This is a genomic window from Adhaeribacter swui (genome assembly GCF_014217805.1).
Taxonomy (GTDB): Bacteria; Bacteroidota; Bacteroidia; order Cytophagales; family Hymenobacteraceae; genus Adhaeribacter; species Adhaeribacter swui.
The window spans coordinates 4,002,648-4,018,800 of the sequence record NZ_CP055156.1 but is presented as its reverse complement, the minus strand read 5'-3'; the positions used below and the strand labels follow the sequence as shown (position 1 = coordinate 4,018,800).

Here is a 16,153-nt window from a genome sequence, read left to right as displayed (position 1 = left end):
AAAGCCTGGCTCTTGGGGAGCCAGGCTTAACCGAATAGTGCGCTAAAACAAGGAAAATTAATTAAGCCGCAGCGGTTTGTTCGTCTTCCCGTTCTTCAATTACTTTTTTAAGTTTAGCAATAGCTTGGGTAGCCCGCTCTTCGTCTAATTTGTTAATGTTTAATAACATTTTTGTTTTCTCCTGACGGGTAATTACCGGGTTGTTCAGCAAACGAATAATTTCTTCTTTTTGCTTAGCCGATGCATACTTAACCGAAGCGGCTGCCGGGGCAGATTCCGGTTGTTTTTCCGCTTCTGCCGGAACCGCTTTCATGGCTTTAGGTTCGGCGGTTATCTGAGGTTGCTCCACCCGGGGCGCATCCTGCGTATTACCGCTGTAATCCATTTCTTCAGCCGGAGTAGGCTCGTAACCCGCTGCCCGAATAATCCAGGCCAGAATGTTACGGTAAGCTTTACCAATAGCCCGCGTTTGCGCCATCGAGGCAATAGCAAATTCCTGATAATACTTTTTACCTTGCTCCTTATTAGAGCAAATGGCAAAACCCGCTCCTACTACTTGCTCGGTACGTAAATTAAGTAAATTCACTTTGGCCTGATACTTTAATTCGGTATCAGTACTTACGTTAATTACATGCTCTACTACTGGCAGAATACCTAACCTGGAACCGGCATATTGCCAACCTTCCACGTTTACGTATTCCTTACCTTGTATATTTTGGTATAACTTATTCTCCTTTATAAACTTCGCAAGGTCGATGGCCAGGTGCATGGTTTCGTCAGATTTCGCGATATCGTAGCTCTCGATCCGCGACTTCTTAACTAGCTTGTTTTCATTATTTTCCTGATTCATTTCTTTGTTTTTATGTTCTTTAAGTAAACATATTGACGTAGGTTTTGGTGCCAAACCAGCCATAAATTTAGCAAAATTTTATCATTGATAATCAATAACTTACATTATATTTTTTAAAATTTTTCTATTTTCATTAGCAGCTACAAACTAAATATTTTAGCACACCAAAACAATGTTTACCTGCACTTTAAACTTTAGCCGTAATAAACTAAAATTTAAAGCCGCAGAAGCTTTTTTACTGGTATGCGTTGTTTAGGTTACGAACTTGGGTATTTTAGTTAAAAATCTTTTTATCAAAGCTTTATGCTTTTATGAACACCAGCTTAAGCTGGTGGAAATGCATGCAGGAAATATGGGGCAGGGATGTAAATCTATACCTTTATGTCCAAATAGCTAAGGTGATGGATTCTGGCAATTAACTTTAGCTTAAAACCGGATGCTGGGCAAAACTTTCGGGCTGTAAAAATCTTGGGTTGAGGCTTTCGAGTTCTTTTAAACTTGTAAGAAAGACATTCAGAAAATAGGATTAGGGAATGAGAAAGGGAAAAAGTATATCCTGGTAAGAATTAAGCTTTGAAGGATAACCTAAAATAAAAAACAGGCCGGTAATTCTAATCTACCTACCTGTTTTTTAAATTTTTTAATTTTAAGCGAGTAAGTAACCATCTTTCATCACCAACTTACGGTCGGCCATAGTGGCCAGATGTTCGTTGTGGGTAACAATAACAAATGTCTGATGCAGCTCGTTGCGGAGCCGGAAGAAAATTTCGTGCAGTTCCCGGGCATTTTCTGAATCTAAATTACCGCTGGGTTCATCGGCAAAAATAATTTCGGGAGAATTGATTAAAGCCCGAGCCACGGCGGTGCGTTGTTGTTCCCCGCCCGACATTTCGGAAGGTTTATGGCCGAGGCGATGGCCTAAATTCAACATTTTTAAAAGATCTTTGGCCCGGTTTACCACTTCTTCTTCGGGGCGGCCCGCCAGGAAACCCGGCAAACATACATTCTCGACGGAGGTAAACTCCGGCAACAAATTATGAAACTGAAAAATAAAACCAATGTGCTGGTTCCGGAAACGCGCTAACTCTACGCTTTTAAATTTATTAACCGCATTACCGTTAAATAACACGTCGCCTTGGTCGGGGGTATCTAAAGTTCCTAAAATGTGCAGCAAGGTACTTTTACCTGCTCCCGAGGAACCTACAATAGAAACAATTTCGCCTTTGGCAATTTGCAGCGTAATTCCTTTTAAAACGGGCAAAGCTCCGTAGGCTTTATGAATGTTGGTGGCTTGCAGCAAGTAGATAAAATTTAAATGGCTCCGGGAGAGTTTTCGGCAAATCTAGCCAAAAGTTACCATTTTTTGCAATTAAGTTAGCGCTCCCTAAAAATTGATTCCTCATGCGAAGCCAGGCGGTAAGTTTAACCAGCAAAATGGCCATACTCTGGGTAATAAACGAAGTAAAGTTTATATTTAAGAGAATTATAGCTTTGTTGGTATGGTCCGGTCCAGATCGTTTTTATGGCTTTTAATAATGCTCTTCAGTTTGGGTGCTTTGCACCTATGCTTCCGGGCAGCTCCCGTACCCAAAAGACCGACAACGTATCAAGCTAAACTAAAATACCGGGGTGTAAACTGGGTAGCCAGCGATTCGGTTACTCTTAACCACCTGGCGGCAGCAAAAAAATGTAATATCCAATGGATTGCCCAAACGCCGTTTGGCTGGCAACGTAACTACAACACCCCCGAAATACAACTGAATACGCGCCCTAATAAACATTATTGGGGCGAAAGCGATGCTGGTTTAATTCATACGACTTTACTGGCCCGGCAAGCTGGTATAAAAACGTTATTAAAACCGCATATCTGGTTAATGAACCGGGAGCAAAACAAATGGATTGGCGATATTGCCATGATCAGCGAAGCCGATTGGCAAGCCTGGTTTAAAAATTATGCTGCTTTTATCCTGCATTATGCCCGGTTAGCCGAAACCCACCACATCGAGGCTTTGTGTATTGGTACGGAACTTATGAACCCGGCAGTTAGCCGCGAAAAAGACTGGCGCCAATTAATAAAGGAAATACGGCAGGTATACCACGGCGAACTTACCTACGCGGCTAACTGGTACCTGGAATACGAAAAGATTAAATTCTGGGACGCCCTCGATTTTATTGGCGTACAAGGTTACTTCCCGCTGAGTCAAAAAAATAATCCTGACTTAGCTGAATTACAAGCTGGCTGGAAATCGCACGTACCCCGGTTAGAAAAAATAGCTAAAAAATACCGCAAACCCATTGTGTTTACCGAAGTAGGTTACAAAAGCTCGCCGGATGCGGCCGTAGAACCCTGGAAATGGCCGGAGCGTGGAGATAATACTGCATTTATGGAATCGTACGAAACACAAGCCAATTGCTATGAAGCCCTTTTTAAAACGCTTTGGCACCAGCCTTGGTTTGGCGGTATATTTATCTGGAAGTGGTACCCCCAAGTGCGCGATAACGGCCGCGACCACCGCGATTTTACCCCTCAACATAAACCCGCCGAAAAGATTTTAGCCGAATGGTACGGGAAGTAGATGATAGTCGATAGTCGATGGTCGATAGACCATAGTTGGTAGTTTAAGGTTTGTGGTTAAAAGTTGGGGTGTATAGAATTTTTAAAATTTTTAAAATTCTATACGCCCGAAACTGTAACGATGAGCCGTTGTTTGCGAAGCATTAACTTTCAACTGTCAACAATAGCCTACTGGCTGTCGTCCGTGGGCTATCGACTATAGACTATCATCTAAATTAAAGTTTGAAATAAAAAGATTACTTTTTACTTTCGTGCCACACGAAATGCTCCAATCATGAACATACACGAATATCAGGGAAAAGAGATTCTTAAAAGTTATGGCGTCCGGATTCAGGAAGGAATTGTAGCCCGCAATCCCGACCAAGCTGTAGAAGCTGCGAAACGTTTAACTGCCGAAACCGGCACCGGTTGGCACGTAATTAAAGCGCAGATTCATGCGGGTGGCCGTGGCAAAGGCGGTGGCGTAAAGCTAGCCAAAAACATGGACCAGGTACGGGAGCTCTCGTCGCAGATTTTAGGTATGAACCTGGTAACGCACCAAACCGGGCCCGAAGGTAAAACCGTTCATAAAGTTTTAATTGCTCAGGATGTGTATTATCCTGGCCCAACAGAGCCGCAGGAATTTTACGTAAGTATTCTGCTGGACCGAGCTAAAGGCCGCAACGTAATTATGGCCAGCACCGAAGGCGGTATGGACATTGAAGAAGTAGCCGAGAAACATCCGGAAAAAATCTTAAAAGAGTGGATTGATCCGGCTGTAGGTTTACAAGCTTTTCAGGCGCGTAAAATAGCTTTTGCTTTTGGCCTGGAAGGGGAAGCGTTTAAAGAAATGGTAAAGTTTATTACCGCGCTTTACAAAGCTTACATCGATACCGATGCCTCGCAGTTCGAGATAAATCCGGTTTTAAAAACTTCGGATAATAAAATTTTAGCGGTAGATGCTAAGGTTAACTTAGACGATAACGCCTTGTACCGTCACCGGACTTTTGAAGACCTTCGGGATTTTAACGAAGAAGATCCTTTAGAAGTAGAAGCCAGCGCCAGCAACTTAAACTACGTAAAACTGGATGGTAACGTAGGTTGTATGGTAAACGGCGCCGGATTAGCGATGGCTACCATGGATATTATTAAACTATCGGGTGGTGAGCCGGCTAACTTCCTGGATGTGGGAGGTGGTGCCAACGCCCAAACCGTAGAAGCTGGTTTTAGAATTATCCTGAAAGACCCGAACGTAAAAGCCATTCTGATTAATATTTTTGGTGGTATTGTTCGCTGCGACCGCGTAGCCAACGGGGTGGTAGAAGCTTACAAAAATATCGGTGATATTAAAGTACCAATTATTGTACGTCTGCAGGGTACCAACGCCGAAGAAGGCGCCCGCATTATTGATGAATCCGGCTTAAAGGTTTACTCCGCCGTTTTATTAAAAGATGCTGCCGCTCGCGTAAAAGAAGTATTAGCGTAATTTTTTAAATTTTTACATAAAAGCAGCGCCCCGTCTGAACTCAGACGGGGCGCTGCTTTTATATTGTTATTCAGGTAATACATTGCTAACGGCAAAATGCGATTTTTTTAAAAATCTGCTTTTAGTAGTGTCGCTTTAAATTAATAATCTTCTAAAAGCAGAATTGCTACACTACTTCCAATTGCACGTCTATATTTCCGCGCGTACCTACCGAATACGGGCAAACTTCGTGTGCTTCGTTTACCAATTGTAGTGCCTCGTCGTGGTCTAAGCCTTTTACATCTACTACCAGCTTTACTCCTAAGCCGTAACTTTGGTTATCAAGTTGCAGCAAGCTTACGTGTGCCGTTACCGTAGAATCTGGTTCTAACCTGATTTTCTTTTTTCCGGCAATCAATAACAAGGCGCTTTGAAAACATGCGGCGTAACCCGCAGCAAAAAGTTGTTCGGGGTTGGTGCTGCCTTTTTTACCGCCTAAGCCTTCCGGCACATTCACCGCCATATCAATAACACCATCGGATGATTTTACATGACCGCTGCGGCCTCCCGTTGCCGATACTTCGGCTGTATACAAGGTTTTCATAGTTCGTAGTTTAGTTAAAAAAATAGTTTTAAGAGTTTAATAACCGATTACCTTTCTTTTTGTTAAGATAATCTTGTTAATTTTTAGAAAAATTAAAAATAAGGGTTTGGTGCAAAACACACCTTCTACTTTTATTCACCCGCAAAAACGGCAAAACAAGGCATTCTGGTAGTAGCAATAACAAATTCTGGTAGGATGGGGTATAAAGCCTTATAAGTAATTAAACTCTTAACAATTGCCACTTAAACATAAACTCATGAGCATAGAAGCCTTAAAATTAATTCCGCAAGACGAAGCTTTTAATGAATCTACTTTCGACCAGGAATTTACACAAAAGAATAAATTACAAGACCATCCGGAAATTGTTCAGACTTTAAAAACGATTCTGAAGTTAATAAATCCGGTACGGGTACACGGCGCCGGCGACCACGAAATAACGACCTTGTTCCGGGATACGGTATTTAAAAACCGGAATACCATTGGTACCAGCAACCTGGATCAATTAGCTGATGCCGGACTAAGCGATAGCGCCGGCACGTTAACAGAACAAGGTGTAAAGTTAGTAAAAGCTTTTGCTGCCCCTTACAAAGGCGTAGAAGGAGAATTAGCCTACTAATTTTAATTTATAGCATCGCGGTTTTACAAAATTTTAAAATTTTACTTTTTAAGCCTGTTACAGGTGTTCTTACTTAAAATTATATCGCCAAAAAACTGGTACCGTGCGGGCACAAAAAAGGCGCTTCTACCTGTAGAAGCGCCTTTTTTAATTTTTAAATTTTTACTCTTTGCTATGTACAATCGGGGTTTTATTTAACTTACTATGCTTGCGGCTGTACGTAAAATATACGACCAAGCCAATGGCCAACCAACCAAGTAAGCGGTACCAGGTATGAACATTTAAACTGGCCATCATGGCAAAACAAACCAGCATCCCCAAAATTGGCACTAAAGGCACCCAGGGCGTCCGGAAAGGACGGGCCCGTTCTGGTTCATAAACCCGCATGTACCATACACCTCCGCAAACAATAACAAAGGCCAGTAAAGTACCTATAGAGGTCATTTCGCCGAGTTGTGCAATGGGTAAAGCCCCGGCAGTAATAGCGCATACTACCCCAATTAAAATAGAACTAATGTAAGGGGTTTTAAAGCGTGGGTGCACTTTACCAAACAAAGGCGGAATTAAACCATCGCGTGACATAGAGTAAAAAATGCGGGGCTGCCCCAATAACATTACCAACATTACCGAGCTTAAACCGGCAATTGCACCAATTTTAATCAAATCTCGCAGTACAGAATAACCAGTTACTTCAATACCAATCGCAATAGGTTCGGCTACGTTTAATTGGCGGTAATCTACTAAACCGGTTAATATACCCGATACCAAAATATATAAAATGGTACAAATAACGAGTGAACCCAGAATACCAATGGGCATATCACGCTGCGGATTTTTAGCTTCCTGCGCGGCCGTACTAACAGCATCAAAACCAATATAGGCAAAAAAGATAACCCCGGCGGCCCGCATAATACCGCTCCAACCATAATGTCCAAATTCGCCGGTATTATCCGGGATAAAAGGAGTCCAGTTTTGCGCAGCTACCTCGGGGTTGCGCAACAAATAATAGCCGCCCGCCAATACAAAAGCGATAACCACAAAAAGTTTAATAAACACAATAAAATTGTTAAACTTTGCCGACTCCTGAATACCTACTACCAGAATAATGGTAATTAAAATAATCGCGGTGGCAGCTACTAAATTAAATACGCCGGTAGCCTGCGGCAAGGTGGCAATATCAATGCCCTGGGCGGTATATTGGTGGGTTAGTTGGTCCGTAACCTGCAACCAGGCACTGGTTTTTGGATCTTGCACTAAAGAGATACCAGGCGCATTCCACCATTCCGGGGCAATGTTAATGTTTAAATCCCGTAAAAAACTCACCATGTAGCCGCTCCAACCTACCGCTACGGTGGCGGCTCCAAACATATATTCCAGTATTAAATCCCAGCCAATTATCCAGGCAATTAATTCCCCTAAGGTGGCATAACCATACGTGTAAGCTGAACCCGCAATCGGGATCATGGAAGCAAACTCGGCGTAACAAAGGCCGGCAAACGCGCAGGCAATACCGGCCACCACAAAAGAAATTACCAAACCTGGTCCGGCAAACTGGGCGGCGGCGCTGCCCGTAAGCACAAAAATACCCGTACCAATAATAGCCCCAATACCTAATAATATTAAGTTAGAAGCGGTTAAAGTACGTTTCAGCGAATGGCCATGTCCATCACTCCCTCCTCCTTCTGACTCCTGAATTAGTTTTGTAATCGATTTTTTTGCAAATAAATTTGATGCCATTCGTTTGTATTAAAATGTGGAAACAAGATTGTTAGTAAATTTTTAATTATAGTAACTTACCTGATTTAATTAGAACGTTATACTTAATAATATTAAATTTTAAAAAAGCTGTATAAATACGACCTTAAATTAAATAAAATCTGCCATTTGTTGAATAAATAGCATAAAACATTTTAAACTAAGCATTATTCCGTTTGGTGTCAATTGCCAGGTTTCATCAATCTTAATAGTATTACTTTTTCTTACACCAGTAAATAGAAGAAGGTTTGTAACAAGAAATTACCGTGGCGGGCGGCTACTACTTATTCCGGTAAATAATATGAAAACTGTAGCTGACTGAAAAATTGGAACTTATAAGTACTTGATGCTGCAAACGAAGCTAAAGCACATCTTTTTTTTAAATTTTAAGTAAAAACCGGTATTACCTCTGAAGTTTTTCGAATTTAATACTTAAAATAAAAGATACTACTATGGACCACTACCCTTTAAAACCAGAAAATATGCGGGCGCCCGCGCACTTAACCCGGGATGAAATTAAACAAAGTTTAGAGGAATTAGATAACAAGATAAAAATACTGCAAGGCCGGGCGCATGCAACCACCATCGACTCGAACCATACGTACCACGAGCATATTGCCGGTTTAGAGAAAAAACGCGCTTTGCTGGCCCAGCAACTTGATACTACCCAGGACGAATCGTCTAGCACCTGGACCGATATTAAAACCGGTTTACAAAACTTAAAAGATGAAATCCGGAATATGCTGGACTAAGTAATTTCAAAAATTGAACTTCGTAAAAGAATAAATTTTAAAAATTACTGGGTTAAGCAATTACAATTATTAGTTTTTAAAATAAGCTAACCTTTAACTTTTGTTAGAACCGGATAAGCTAAAAATAGAAGCGCCGGATGTGATACACATCCGGCGCTTCTATTTTTAAAAATTTTAATTTCTGCAACTAGTCTACATTATCATGTAAAAACTTGTTATCGCCTAAAATATCGTTATCGTCGCTTAAGTTAAACCGGGAAATATTGCGGTTTGAAGAATGAGGTACATTCTCCAGGGCTACATTGCGGCGCAGATAAGCGGGCACTTCTAATTTCTCTTTAATGGCTTCGTTGGTAATTTCGCTGCTTAACCGGCGCAAACGCTCCCGCCGTTCCTGCGATTTTTGCTGCAGATCATTTAAATCATCCTCCACCGGGGGTTTTGCAAATTCATGTCGTTCTTCCGGGGTAAACACTTCCTGCTTCGACTCTAAATCAAATACCACCCGAACTGGTTCGGCCGGCACACGGGTTGGCGTTGGAGCAGGCGTTGGTACCGGAATTGGCGTAGGTACTGGGACCTGGTTTACCACAGGAGCTGGTTCCTGCACGGGTACCCGTACGGGGGCAGCTGGCCGGGCAGCCACAATGGGCTCTGGTGTTACCACCGCCCGATCGGTATCAAAAATGTTTATTTGAGGGTCAGCTTCCGGTGTAGTGTTTTTTTTTACCTGATTTGTGTTTATAGTAACCGCATCGCGGGCAAAACCAGTAGCAATAACCGTAACTCGAATGCTTTGGCCTAACTCCGGATCAATACCGTGCCCAAAAATAACTTCGGCTTCTTCGCCGGCTTTTTCCTGGATGTACTCGGTAATTTCGGTTAATTCGTCCATTTCCAGTTCGGCCTGGTCGCCGGACATAATGGAAAGCAATATTTTTTGTGCCCCGTGAATATCGGTATTATTCAACAAAGGTGACGATAAAGCTTCTTCGGCGGCGCGTAAAGCCCGGTTTTCGCCTTCAGTGGTAGCAGAACCCATTACGGCTGCTCCCGAATCTTTCATAACGGTTTTAACGTCTTCAAAATCCACGTTAACTTCCGAAGTTACCGTAATAATTTCGGCAATACTTTTGGCGGCGGTGGTTAACACGTTATCGGCTTTGGCAAAAGCCTGACGAATAGGCAAATTACCAAAGATTTCGCGGAGCTTATCGTTCAGAATTACTAAAACGGTATCACAGTTTTCGCTCAGGTCTTTAATCCCTCTTTCGGCGGCGTCACGTTTTTTCTTACCTTCAAATATAAAAGGAGCAGTAACAATACCTACCGTAAGTATATCGAGTTCTTTCGCAATTTTAGCAATTACGGGGGCCGCACCCGTACCGGTACCACCGCCCATCCCGGCTGTTATAAAAACCATTTTGGTATCGTTGCCCAGTAACTCCCGGATTTGCTCCCGGCTTTCGATAGCAGCTTGCTTACCCCGCTCCGGATTTGCCCCTGCACCTAAGCCTTCGGTTAAGTCAACGCCAATTTGCAGTTTGTTGGGTACATTGCTGCTTTTCAGAGCCTGCGCGTCGGTATTACATACCACAAATTCAACATCTTTAATGCCTTGGCCACACATGTGATTTACAGCATTGCTACCTCCCCCACCAACACCAATAACCTTAATAATAGATTTGCTTTGTGTAGGTATATCAAACTTATAGGATGAAAAACTCATATATTACTCTCCTTAAATATTCTTAATAATTTTGCTTATCGTCGAAATCGTCAATTAATAAACCTTTGGTACGGTCTATTATTTTTTTGAAAAAATCGCTTCCTCCCGAAGAGGCGGGTTTTGCCACGCGTTCGTTTACCCGGTTTTCGGTAGTCCGGGAAGCTATTTCGGTATAACGATTTAAGCGTTCATCCAGAGCCTGATAACCAGTTAATACTAAACCAACGGTAGTGGCATACATTGGGCTTTTTACAGCGTCTATTTTACTTTTACCTAGATGCTCATTTGGGTAGCCAATACGGGCATCCAGGCCGGTTAAGTATTCAACTAACTGTACTAAGTTTTGCAATTGCGAGCCACCACCAGTGATTACAATACCGGCAGCCAGATTATTAGCGTATCCGCTTCTAACAATTTCCGAATAAACAAGTTCAATAATTTCTTCCATTCTTGCTTCAATAATATAAGCAAGATTTTTAATGGATATTTCTTTTGGCGTCCGGTCGCGTAAACCCGGTATAGAAACAATCTCGTTATCAGAAGCTTCGTCGGCAATCGCTCTGCCAAATCTGATCTTTAATTGTTCGGCCTGGTTTTGCATAACCATGCAGCCTTGCTTAATATCCGTGGTTACAATATTCCCCCCAAATGGTAAAACTGCCGCGTGCCGGATAATATTATCTTTAAAAATAGCCAAATCCGTGGTACCGCCTCCAATATCTACCAAAGCTACACCCGCTTCTTTTTCTTCGTCGCTCAACACCGACATACACGAGGCCAGCGGTTCCAGAATCAGATTGTCGATTTCTAAACCGGCCCGGGTAACGCACTTGTTAATATTGTTAATAGCGTTAGACTGTGCCGTGATAATGTGGAAATTACCTTCTAAACGCACGCCCGACATACCCACCGGATCTACAATACCTTCTTCGTAATCTACTTTGTAGTCCTGGGGCATTACGTGAATAATTTCGCTGCCGGGCGGAGTTACTAATCGATACATGTCGTTGGTCAAGCGGTTCACGTCTTCCACGGTAATCTCGTTGTCAGTAGTAGCCCGGGTAATGCTGCCGTTGTGCTGTAAGCTTTTAATGTGCTGCCCGGCGATTCCCACGTTTACTACGCCAATGTTAATGCCGGATTGTTCTTCGGCCTGTTTAATGGCCTTCCGGATGGCATCCACGGTTTTGTCGATGTTGCTCACGATGCCGCGAACCACCCCTTCCGAAACCGCTTTTCCCATTCCGAGGATTTCTAATTTACCAAACTCGTTTTTCCGGCCAACCAAGGCACAGATTTTGGTTGTCCCGATATCCAAGCCTACTACAATTTTGTCGTTTTGCATATCTATATTTTATTCACAAATGATCTGATCATCAAACTCCAGGTTTACTCGCTTGTAGCGCTCCCAACCCATGGCTGGCAGTACCTTCTTATAAAAAACCAGCAATTTTTTAAATTTTTGTTCTACTCCTTCCGGTTTTCCAAACTCAATGGCCTGGGTACCTACCTGGGGCATAAAAATAACCTTTCCTTTGGCATCAATTTGCATTTCGGCTAATTGTGCCTTCCAAAAGGTATCTTTTTCAATAAATTTCAACAAGTCCAAATAAGCCTGACCCAAAGAATCCTGGTAAAAGGTCCTGGTCTGTGCCGGCCGAAATAAAGATCTGGTAATCGGAATTACCCGGGCCGTGAATCTTTCGGATAAAGGTAAGATATTTCCTTCATCGTCAATGTATACATCTTCGTCCGAATTGTCGTGTACTATCCGGGCTATAGGCCTGTTTTGCTTTATCTTAACGTTTAAATTGCCCGCCAAATCGCGGTATACCTGCGCATCTCGCACAAATTTATGCGATTTAATCCGCAATTCAAGGCTTTTTAAATCTACGTCGGTTATTTTTGAGCCTTCTAATTTTTTCTCTCCATCATTCGTTAAAATATTTTTCACTTCCCGATCGCTAATAAAGTAGTTATTGTACTCATTATCGATGGTAACTGAAACCTTACGGATCGCTTTTTGAGCCTGCCTCTGCGCTACAAACACCCCCAATGCGGTGAGCAATAGAATGCAACAAGATGCAAAAATTAAAGAAATTATTTTACGCTTCCGAAACATTTTTTTTATTTTTTAAGATGTTTTTAATCGGCGTAACCAAAGTATCAATATCGCCCGCCCCAACCGTTGCAATTACCTCAAAATCAATATTTTCTGTTATTTTTTGCAATACTTCCTGCTTAGATAAAAGGCTTTTTTTAGGCCCGGAAATGCGATTTAAAAGCATTTTGGCGTTTACGCCCGAAATTGGCTTTTCCCGGGCCGGATAAATTTCCAGCAGCTCTACTTCATCCACCTGACTCAAACTTTTTGCAAATTCATCGGCAAAATCGCGGGTGCGGGTAAACAAATGCGGTTGAAAAATAATTTTAATTTTTTTCTCTGGAAATAAAGCTTTTAAAGAAGTAACAAAAGCGTTTATTTCAGTCGGGTGATGGGCATAATCATCCACGTAAATGCAATCCGGGCTATCCACTACAAATTCAAAACGGCGTTTTACTCCCCGGTAAGCCGCTAAGGCAGCCCGGATTTGGTGCGGCGGCACCCGCAGGAGCTGTGCTACAAAGCAAGCGGCCAAAGCATTTTCTACGTTGTGGTAGCCCGGTACCGGCAAGTCCAATCCGGGTAGTAGGTTCGTGGAGCTAGTCAGGTTAAATTTAAAATGATGGCCCTCGATGGTAACGGGTCCGGCATTAAGTTCGGCTTTTTCTAAGCCGTACTGTACTACTTTTACCGAATTATCAATTGTAGCTAAAGCGCGCGCATCTGCTTTGGTATTAAAAAGTAAGGTGCCGCCCGGCTTTATCTGACTAATAAAATCCTGAAAAGATTGGATTAGCGCATCTTTATCGCCGTAAATATCCAGGTGGTCTGCATCAGTAGAGGTAACAATGGCAATGTCGGGGTACAAGCGCAGAAAAGACCGGTCGTATTCATCGGCTTCTACCACCACAATTTCCCGCCCTTCTGCATTCTGGCTTAGTAGCAGATTAGAATTTAAATTAACAGAAATGCCACCTAAAAATGCCGAACAATCAACCCCGGCGTGGTGCAGCAAATGCGCAATCATGGACGAGGTAGTGGTTTTACCGTGAGTACCGGCTACCGCAATGGTATAGGCGTTGGCCGTGATAATGCCCAGTACCTCAGATCTTTTTTTAATTTCAAAATTATTTTCGCGCAGATAAGCCCACTCCTGATGTTCGGCCGGAATTGCCGGAGTTAAAACCACTAAAGTTTGTGCTGGGTTTTGTTTTATTTCTGTTGGGATCAGGTCGATATCATCTTCATAATGAATCTGGATACCTTCCTCGGTTAAGGCTTGCGTAAGCGGGGTGGGCGTTTTATCGTAACCCCAAACCGGCAGCCCTTTGGCATTAAAGTACCGGGCAATGGCGCTCATACCAATGCCGCCAATACCTAAAAAGTAAATATATTTATACGCGTCTGCTCTCACTTCCTTAATTTTAATAATTCATCCACAATGGTTTGAGCGGCCTGGGGTTTTGCTAATTTTAAAATATTAGCGCTCAAAAGTTCCTGCTGCGGTTTATTTACCAATAAGTCAAACGCTGCCGGATATAACTGAGTAGCGGCATCCACGTCTTTTACCAGTAAAGCGGCCTGGTTATTTACTAAAGCTAAAGCATTTTGGGTCTGGTGATCTTCGGCTACGTTGGGTGAAGGCACCAGAATAGCAGGCTTTCCCACCAAGCACAATTCCGAAATAGACAAAGCTCCTGCTCGCGATATTACCACATCCGCTGCCGCGTAAGCCAAATCCATCCGTTGAATAAACTCAAAACTTTTAATACCGGTATCTACCAAAGAAGCCGTTTGTTCGGCCGCCTTAGGATAGTAAGTTTTACCTGTTTGCCAGAGTAACTGATAGCCTTTCTGCATCATTTGTTCTAAATGAGCGGCCGTACTCTCGTTAATGGTGCGGGCACCCAAACTTCCCCCAATTACCAGAACAGTTAATTTTTCCGGTTTTAACCCGAAGAAATTTAAGGCTTCCGCGCGTTTGATCTGGCTACCTACAATATCCTGTCGTACCGGATTACCCGTTTCGATTATTTTTTCCGCCGGAAAAAAGGTTGACATGCCTGCGTACGCCACGCATATTTTATTTACCCGCTTGCCTAATAATTTATTAGTAATACCGGCATAGGAGTTTTGCTCTTGTATTAAGCTGGGGATGCCGAGCGAAGTAGCGGCAAACAGAATTGGCGCACTCGCGTAACCCCCTACCCCCACCACAGCATCCGGCTTAAAATCTTTTACAATTTGCCGGGCCGCCCGCACACTGGAAATTACTTTAAACGGGAATGCTAAGTTTTTAAGCGTAAGCCTCCGTTGTAGACCTGCAATGGGTAAGCCAATTATTTTATAACCGGCTTCGGGCACCCGGGTCATTTCCATGCGGCCTTTGGCTCCTACAAATAAAATCTCGGCTTCGGGCTGCCGGGCTTTTATTTCATTGGCAATGGTTACCGCCGGGTAAATGTGACCACCCGTACCGCCTCCGCTAATAATTACCCGGTATGGATTTTTATTCTGCATGCGCTACTACTTTTTTTGAAATATTACCCGACAAGATCGTTCCGCCCGGCGCTTGTTCGGCTTCGGTGCGGCTAACGCTGAGAATAATGCCAATCGAAATGCCGGTAAAAATCAAAGACGTTCCCCCCATACTCAAGAGAGGCAAAGGCAAACCGGTAACTGGTCCGAGACCAACGGCTACCCCCATGTTTACCATGGCCTGCAACACCAGACTAAAACTGAGCCCCGCCGAGAGCAAGCCCCCGAACGCTCCGAAACTTTTACTCACGGTTACTAAACCCCGGTACAAAAATGCCAGATACAAAAACAAAATAGCGGCGCCACCCAATAAGCCATATTCTTCGATGATGATAGCGTAGATAAAATCGGAATAAGGGTGCGGCAAAAAGTTACGCTGATCGGAATTACCAGGTCCTTTGCCAAAGGGACCACCCGTAGCAATGGCTATATAAGATTGCTCTAATTGAAAAACCGGCGAATCCGTACTGGCAAAATTTTCTACCCGACTGATTACGGTTTTCATCCGCTGTCCTAAAGCCAGAGCCGTTACGCCCAATACCCCTCCAATTACCAATACCATGATAATATGCTTCATGGGTACGCGGCCAATAAACATGAGCAATAAACAGGTAATAAATAACAAAGTAGCCGTTGAGGCATTGGTTAAAGCAATTAAACCGCAAATGCTGCCGCACCAGAACATAATAGGAATGAGCGTACTTTTTACGTCGGTGGTAACGTGCTGCCGTTTAGAGAGCATACTGGCTAAATGTGAGATTAGAGCCAACTTAGCTAAATCGGAGGGCTGAAAAGTTTGATTAATTAGCGGAATGGTTAACCACCGGGAAGCTTCGTTGATGTTGGAGCCATACAGGAACGTAAACAACAGTAAGGGCGCCGATAAGCAAAGCGCTAATAAAGATAAGCGGGAATAATAGCGGTAATTTACTTTATGGGCAATCCACATAAAAGCTAAACCTACCAATATTAAACTGGTGTGCTTAAACAAAAAATATTCGGTATTACCCGACATTTTCTTATAAGCCAACGTACCCGTAGCGGAATATACCACGGCAATACTGATGAGTGAAAAAGCAATCACGATTCCCCACAGGATGGGGTCTCCTTTTAAATTTTCCCGTAACCAAAGCTTTACCTGCATCATATTTTTAGTTGATTAACTCAGGAACCGTAATTCATGAGA

At 42.9% G+C, this 16,153-nt stretch carries 14 protein-coding genes; 4 read left to right on the top strand and 10 right to left on the bottom strand.

The genetic code is table 11. The annotated features are described in order from the left end of the window. Positions 1-61: 61 nt before the first annotated feature. Together HUW51_RS16800 and HUW51_RS16795 are read right to left on the bottom strand one after the other, a co-directional pair. A complete protein-coding gene (locus HUW51_RS16800) occupies positions 62-850 on the bottom strand; it encodes a hypothetical protein (protein WP_185270781.1) in 789 nt (262 codons plus the stop codon). Positions 851-1,496: 646 nt separating this feature from the next. Next, positions 1,497-2,150, bottom strand: a complete 654-nt coding sequence (locus tag HUW51_RS16795) for an ABC transporter ATP-binding protein (protein ID WP_185270780.1) — start codon at positions 2,148-2,150, stop codon at positions 1,497-1,499. A gap of 235 nt (positions 2,151-2,385) precedes the next feature. On the opposite strand from HUW51_RS16795, the gene HUW51_RS16790 reads away from it, so the two are divergent. Both HUW51_RS16790 and sucC read left to right on the top strand, forming a co-directional pair. After that, complete coding sequence (locus HUW51_RS16790) at positions 2,386-3,426, top strand: glycoside hydrolase family 113 (protein WP_228466693.1); 1,041 nt, start codon at positions 2,386-2,388, stop codon at positions 3,424-3,426. A 273-nt stretch (positions 3,427-3,699) separates the two neighbouring features. Beyond that, entirely contained in the window at positions 3,700-4,890 is a 1,191-nt protein-coding gene (gene sucC / locus HUW51_RS16785; protein WP_185270779.1) for an ADP-forming succinate--CoA ligase subunit beta, read from the top strand. Positions 4,891-5,056: 166 nt separating this feature from the next. Here sucC and HUW51_RS16780 read toward each other — a convergent pair whose 3' ends face one another. Then, positions 5,057-5,473 carry an organic hydroperoxide resistance protein gene (locus HUW51_RS16780; RefSeq protein ID WP_185270778.1) on the bottom strand — a complete coding sequence of 139 codons (417 nt, stop codon included), beginning with the start codon at positions 5,471-5,473 and terminating at the stop codon, positions 5,057-5,059. A gap of 256 nt (positions 5,474-5,729) precedes the next feature. Between HUW51_RS16780 and HUW51_RS16775 the strand changes: the two genes are divergently transcribed. Then, positions 5,730-6,089, top strand: a complete 360-nt coding sequence (locus HUW51_RS16775) for a hypothetical protein (protein WP_185270777.1) — start codon at positions 5,730-5,732, stop codon at positions 6,087-6,089. A gap of 162 nt (positions 6,090-6,251) precedes the next feature. On the opposite strand, the gene HUW51_RS16770 is transcribed toward HUW51_RS16775, so the two are convergent. Next, on the bottom strand, positions 6,252-7,826 hold the full coding sequence (locus HUW51_RS16770) for an amino acid permease (protein WP_185270776.1): 1,575 nt from the start codon (positions 7,824-7,826) through the stop codon (positions 6,252-6,254). A 470-nt stretch (positions 7,827-8,296) separates the two neighbouring features. Here HUW51_RS16770 and HUW51_RS16765 point away from each other — a divergent pair, with 470 nt between their 5' ends. Then, on the top strand, positions 8,297-8,596 hold the full coding sequence (locus tag HUW51_RS16765) for a sll1863 family stress response protein (RefSeq protein ID WP_185270775.1): 300 nt from the start codon (positions 8,297-8,299) through the stop codon (positions 8,594-8,596). Between the two features lie 187 nt (positions 8,597-8,783). Here HUW51_RS16765 and ftsZ read toward each other — a convergent pair whose 3' ends face one another. Genes ftsZ through HUW51_RS16735 form a run of 6 tightly spaced genes read right to left on the bottom strand, consistent with a single transcriptional unit; the run spans position 8,784 to position 16,114 of the window. Then, positions 8,784-10,325: a cell division protein FtsZ gene (gene ftsZ, locus HUW51_RS16760; RefSeq protein ID WP_185270774.1), complete on the bottom strand. Its 1,542-nt coding sequence runs from the start codon at positions 10,323-10,325 to the stop codon at positions 8,784-8,786. A 22-nt stretch (positions 10,326-10,347) separates the two neighbouring features. Next, positions 10,348-11,670: a cell division protein FtsA gene (ftsA, locus tag HUW51_RS16755; protein WP_185270773.1), complete on the bottom strand. Its 1,323-nt coding sequence runs from the start codon at positions 11,668-11,670 to the stop codon at positions 10,348-10,350. 9 nt (positions 11,671-11,679) lie between these two features. Further along, positions 11,680-12,447, bottom strand: coding sequence for a cell division protein FtsQ/DivIB (locus HUW51_RS16750; RefSeq protein WP_185270772.1), 768 nt, complete (start codon positions 12,445-12,447; stop codon positions 11,680-11,682). Beyond that, the gene (murC, locus tag HUW51_RS16745; protein WP_185270771.1) at positions 12,431-13,843 is read right to left on the bottom strand and encodes a UDP-N-acetylmuramate--L-alanine ligase; all 1,413 of its coding nucleotides are present in this window, start codon (positions 13,841-13,843) and stop codon (positions 12,431-12,433) included. Before murC ends, HUW51_RS16750 begins: the two co-directional genes overlap by 17 nt. Further along, positions 13,840-14,949, bottom strand: a complete 1,110-nt coding sequence (murG, locus tag HUW51_RS16740) for an undecaprenyldiphospho-muramoylpentapeptide beta-N-acetylglucosaminyltransferase (protein WP_185270770.1) — start codon at positions 14,947-14,949, stop codon at positions 13,840-13,842. Before murG ends, murC begins: the two co-directional genes overlap by 4 nt. After that, positions 14,939-16,114 carry an FtsW/RodA/SpoVE family cell cycle protein gene (locus HUW51_RS16735; RefSeq protein ID WP_185270769.1) on the bottom strand — a complete coding sequence of 392 codons (1,176 nt, stop codon included), beginning with the start codon at positions 16,112-16,114 and terminating at the stop codon, positions 14,939-14,941. Before HUW51_RS16735 ends, murG begins: the two co-directional genes overlap by 11 nt. Between the last annotated feature and the right edge of the window lie 39 nt (positions 16,115-16,153).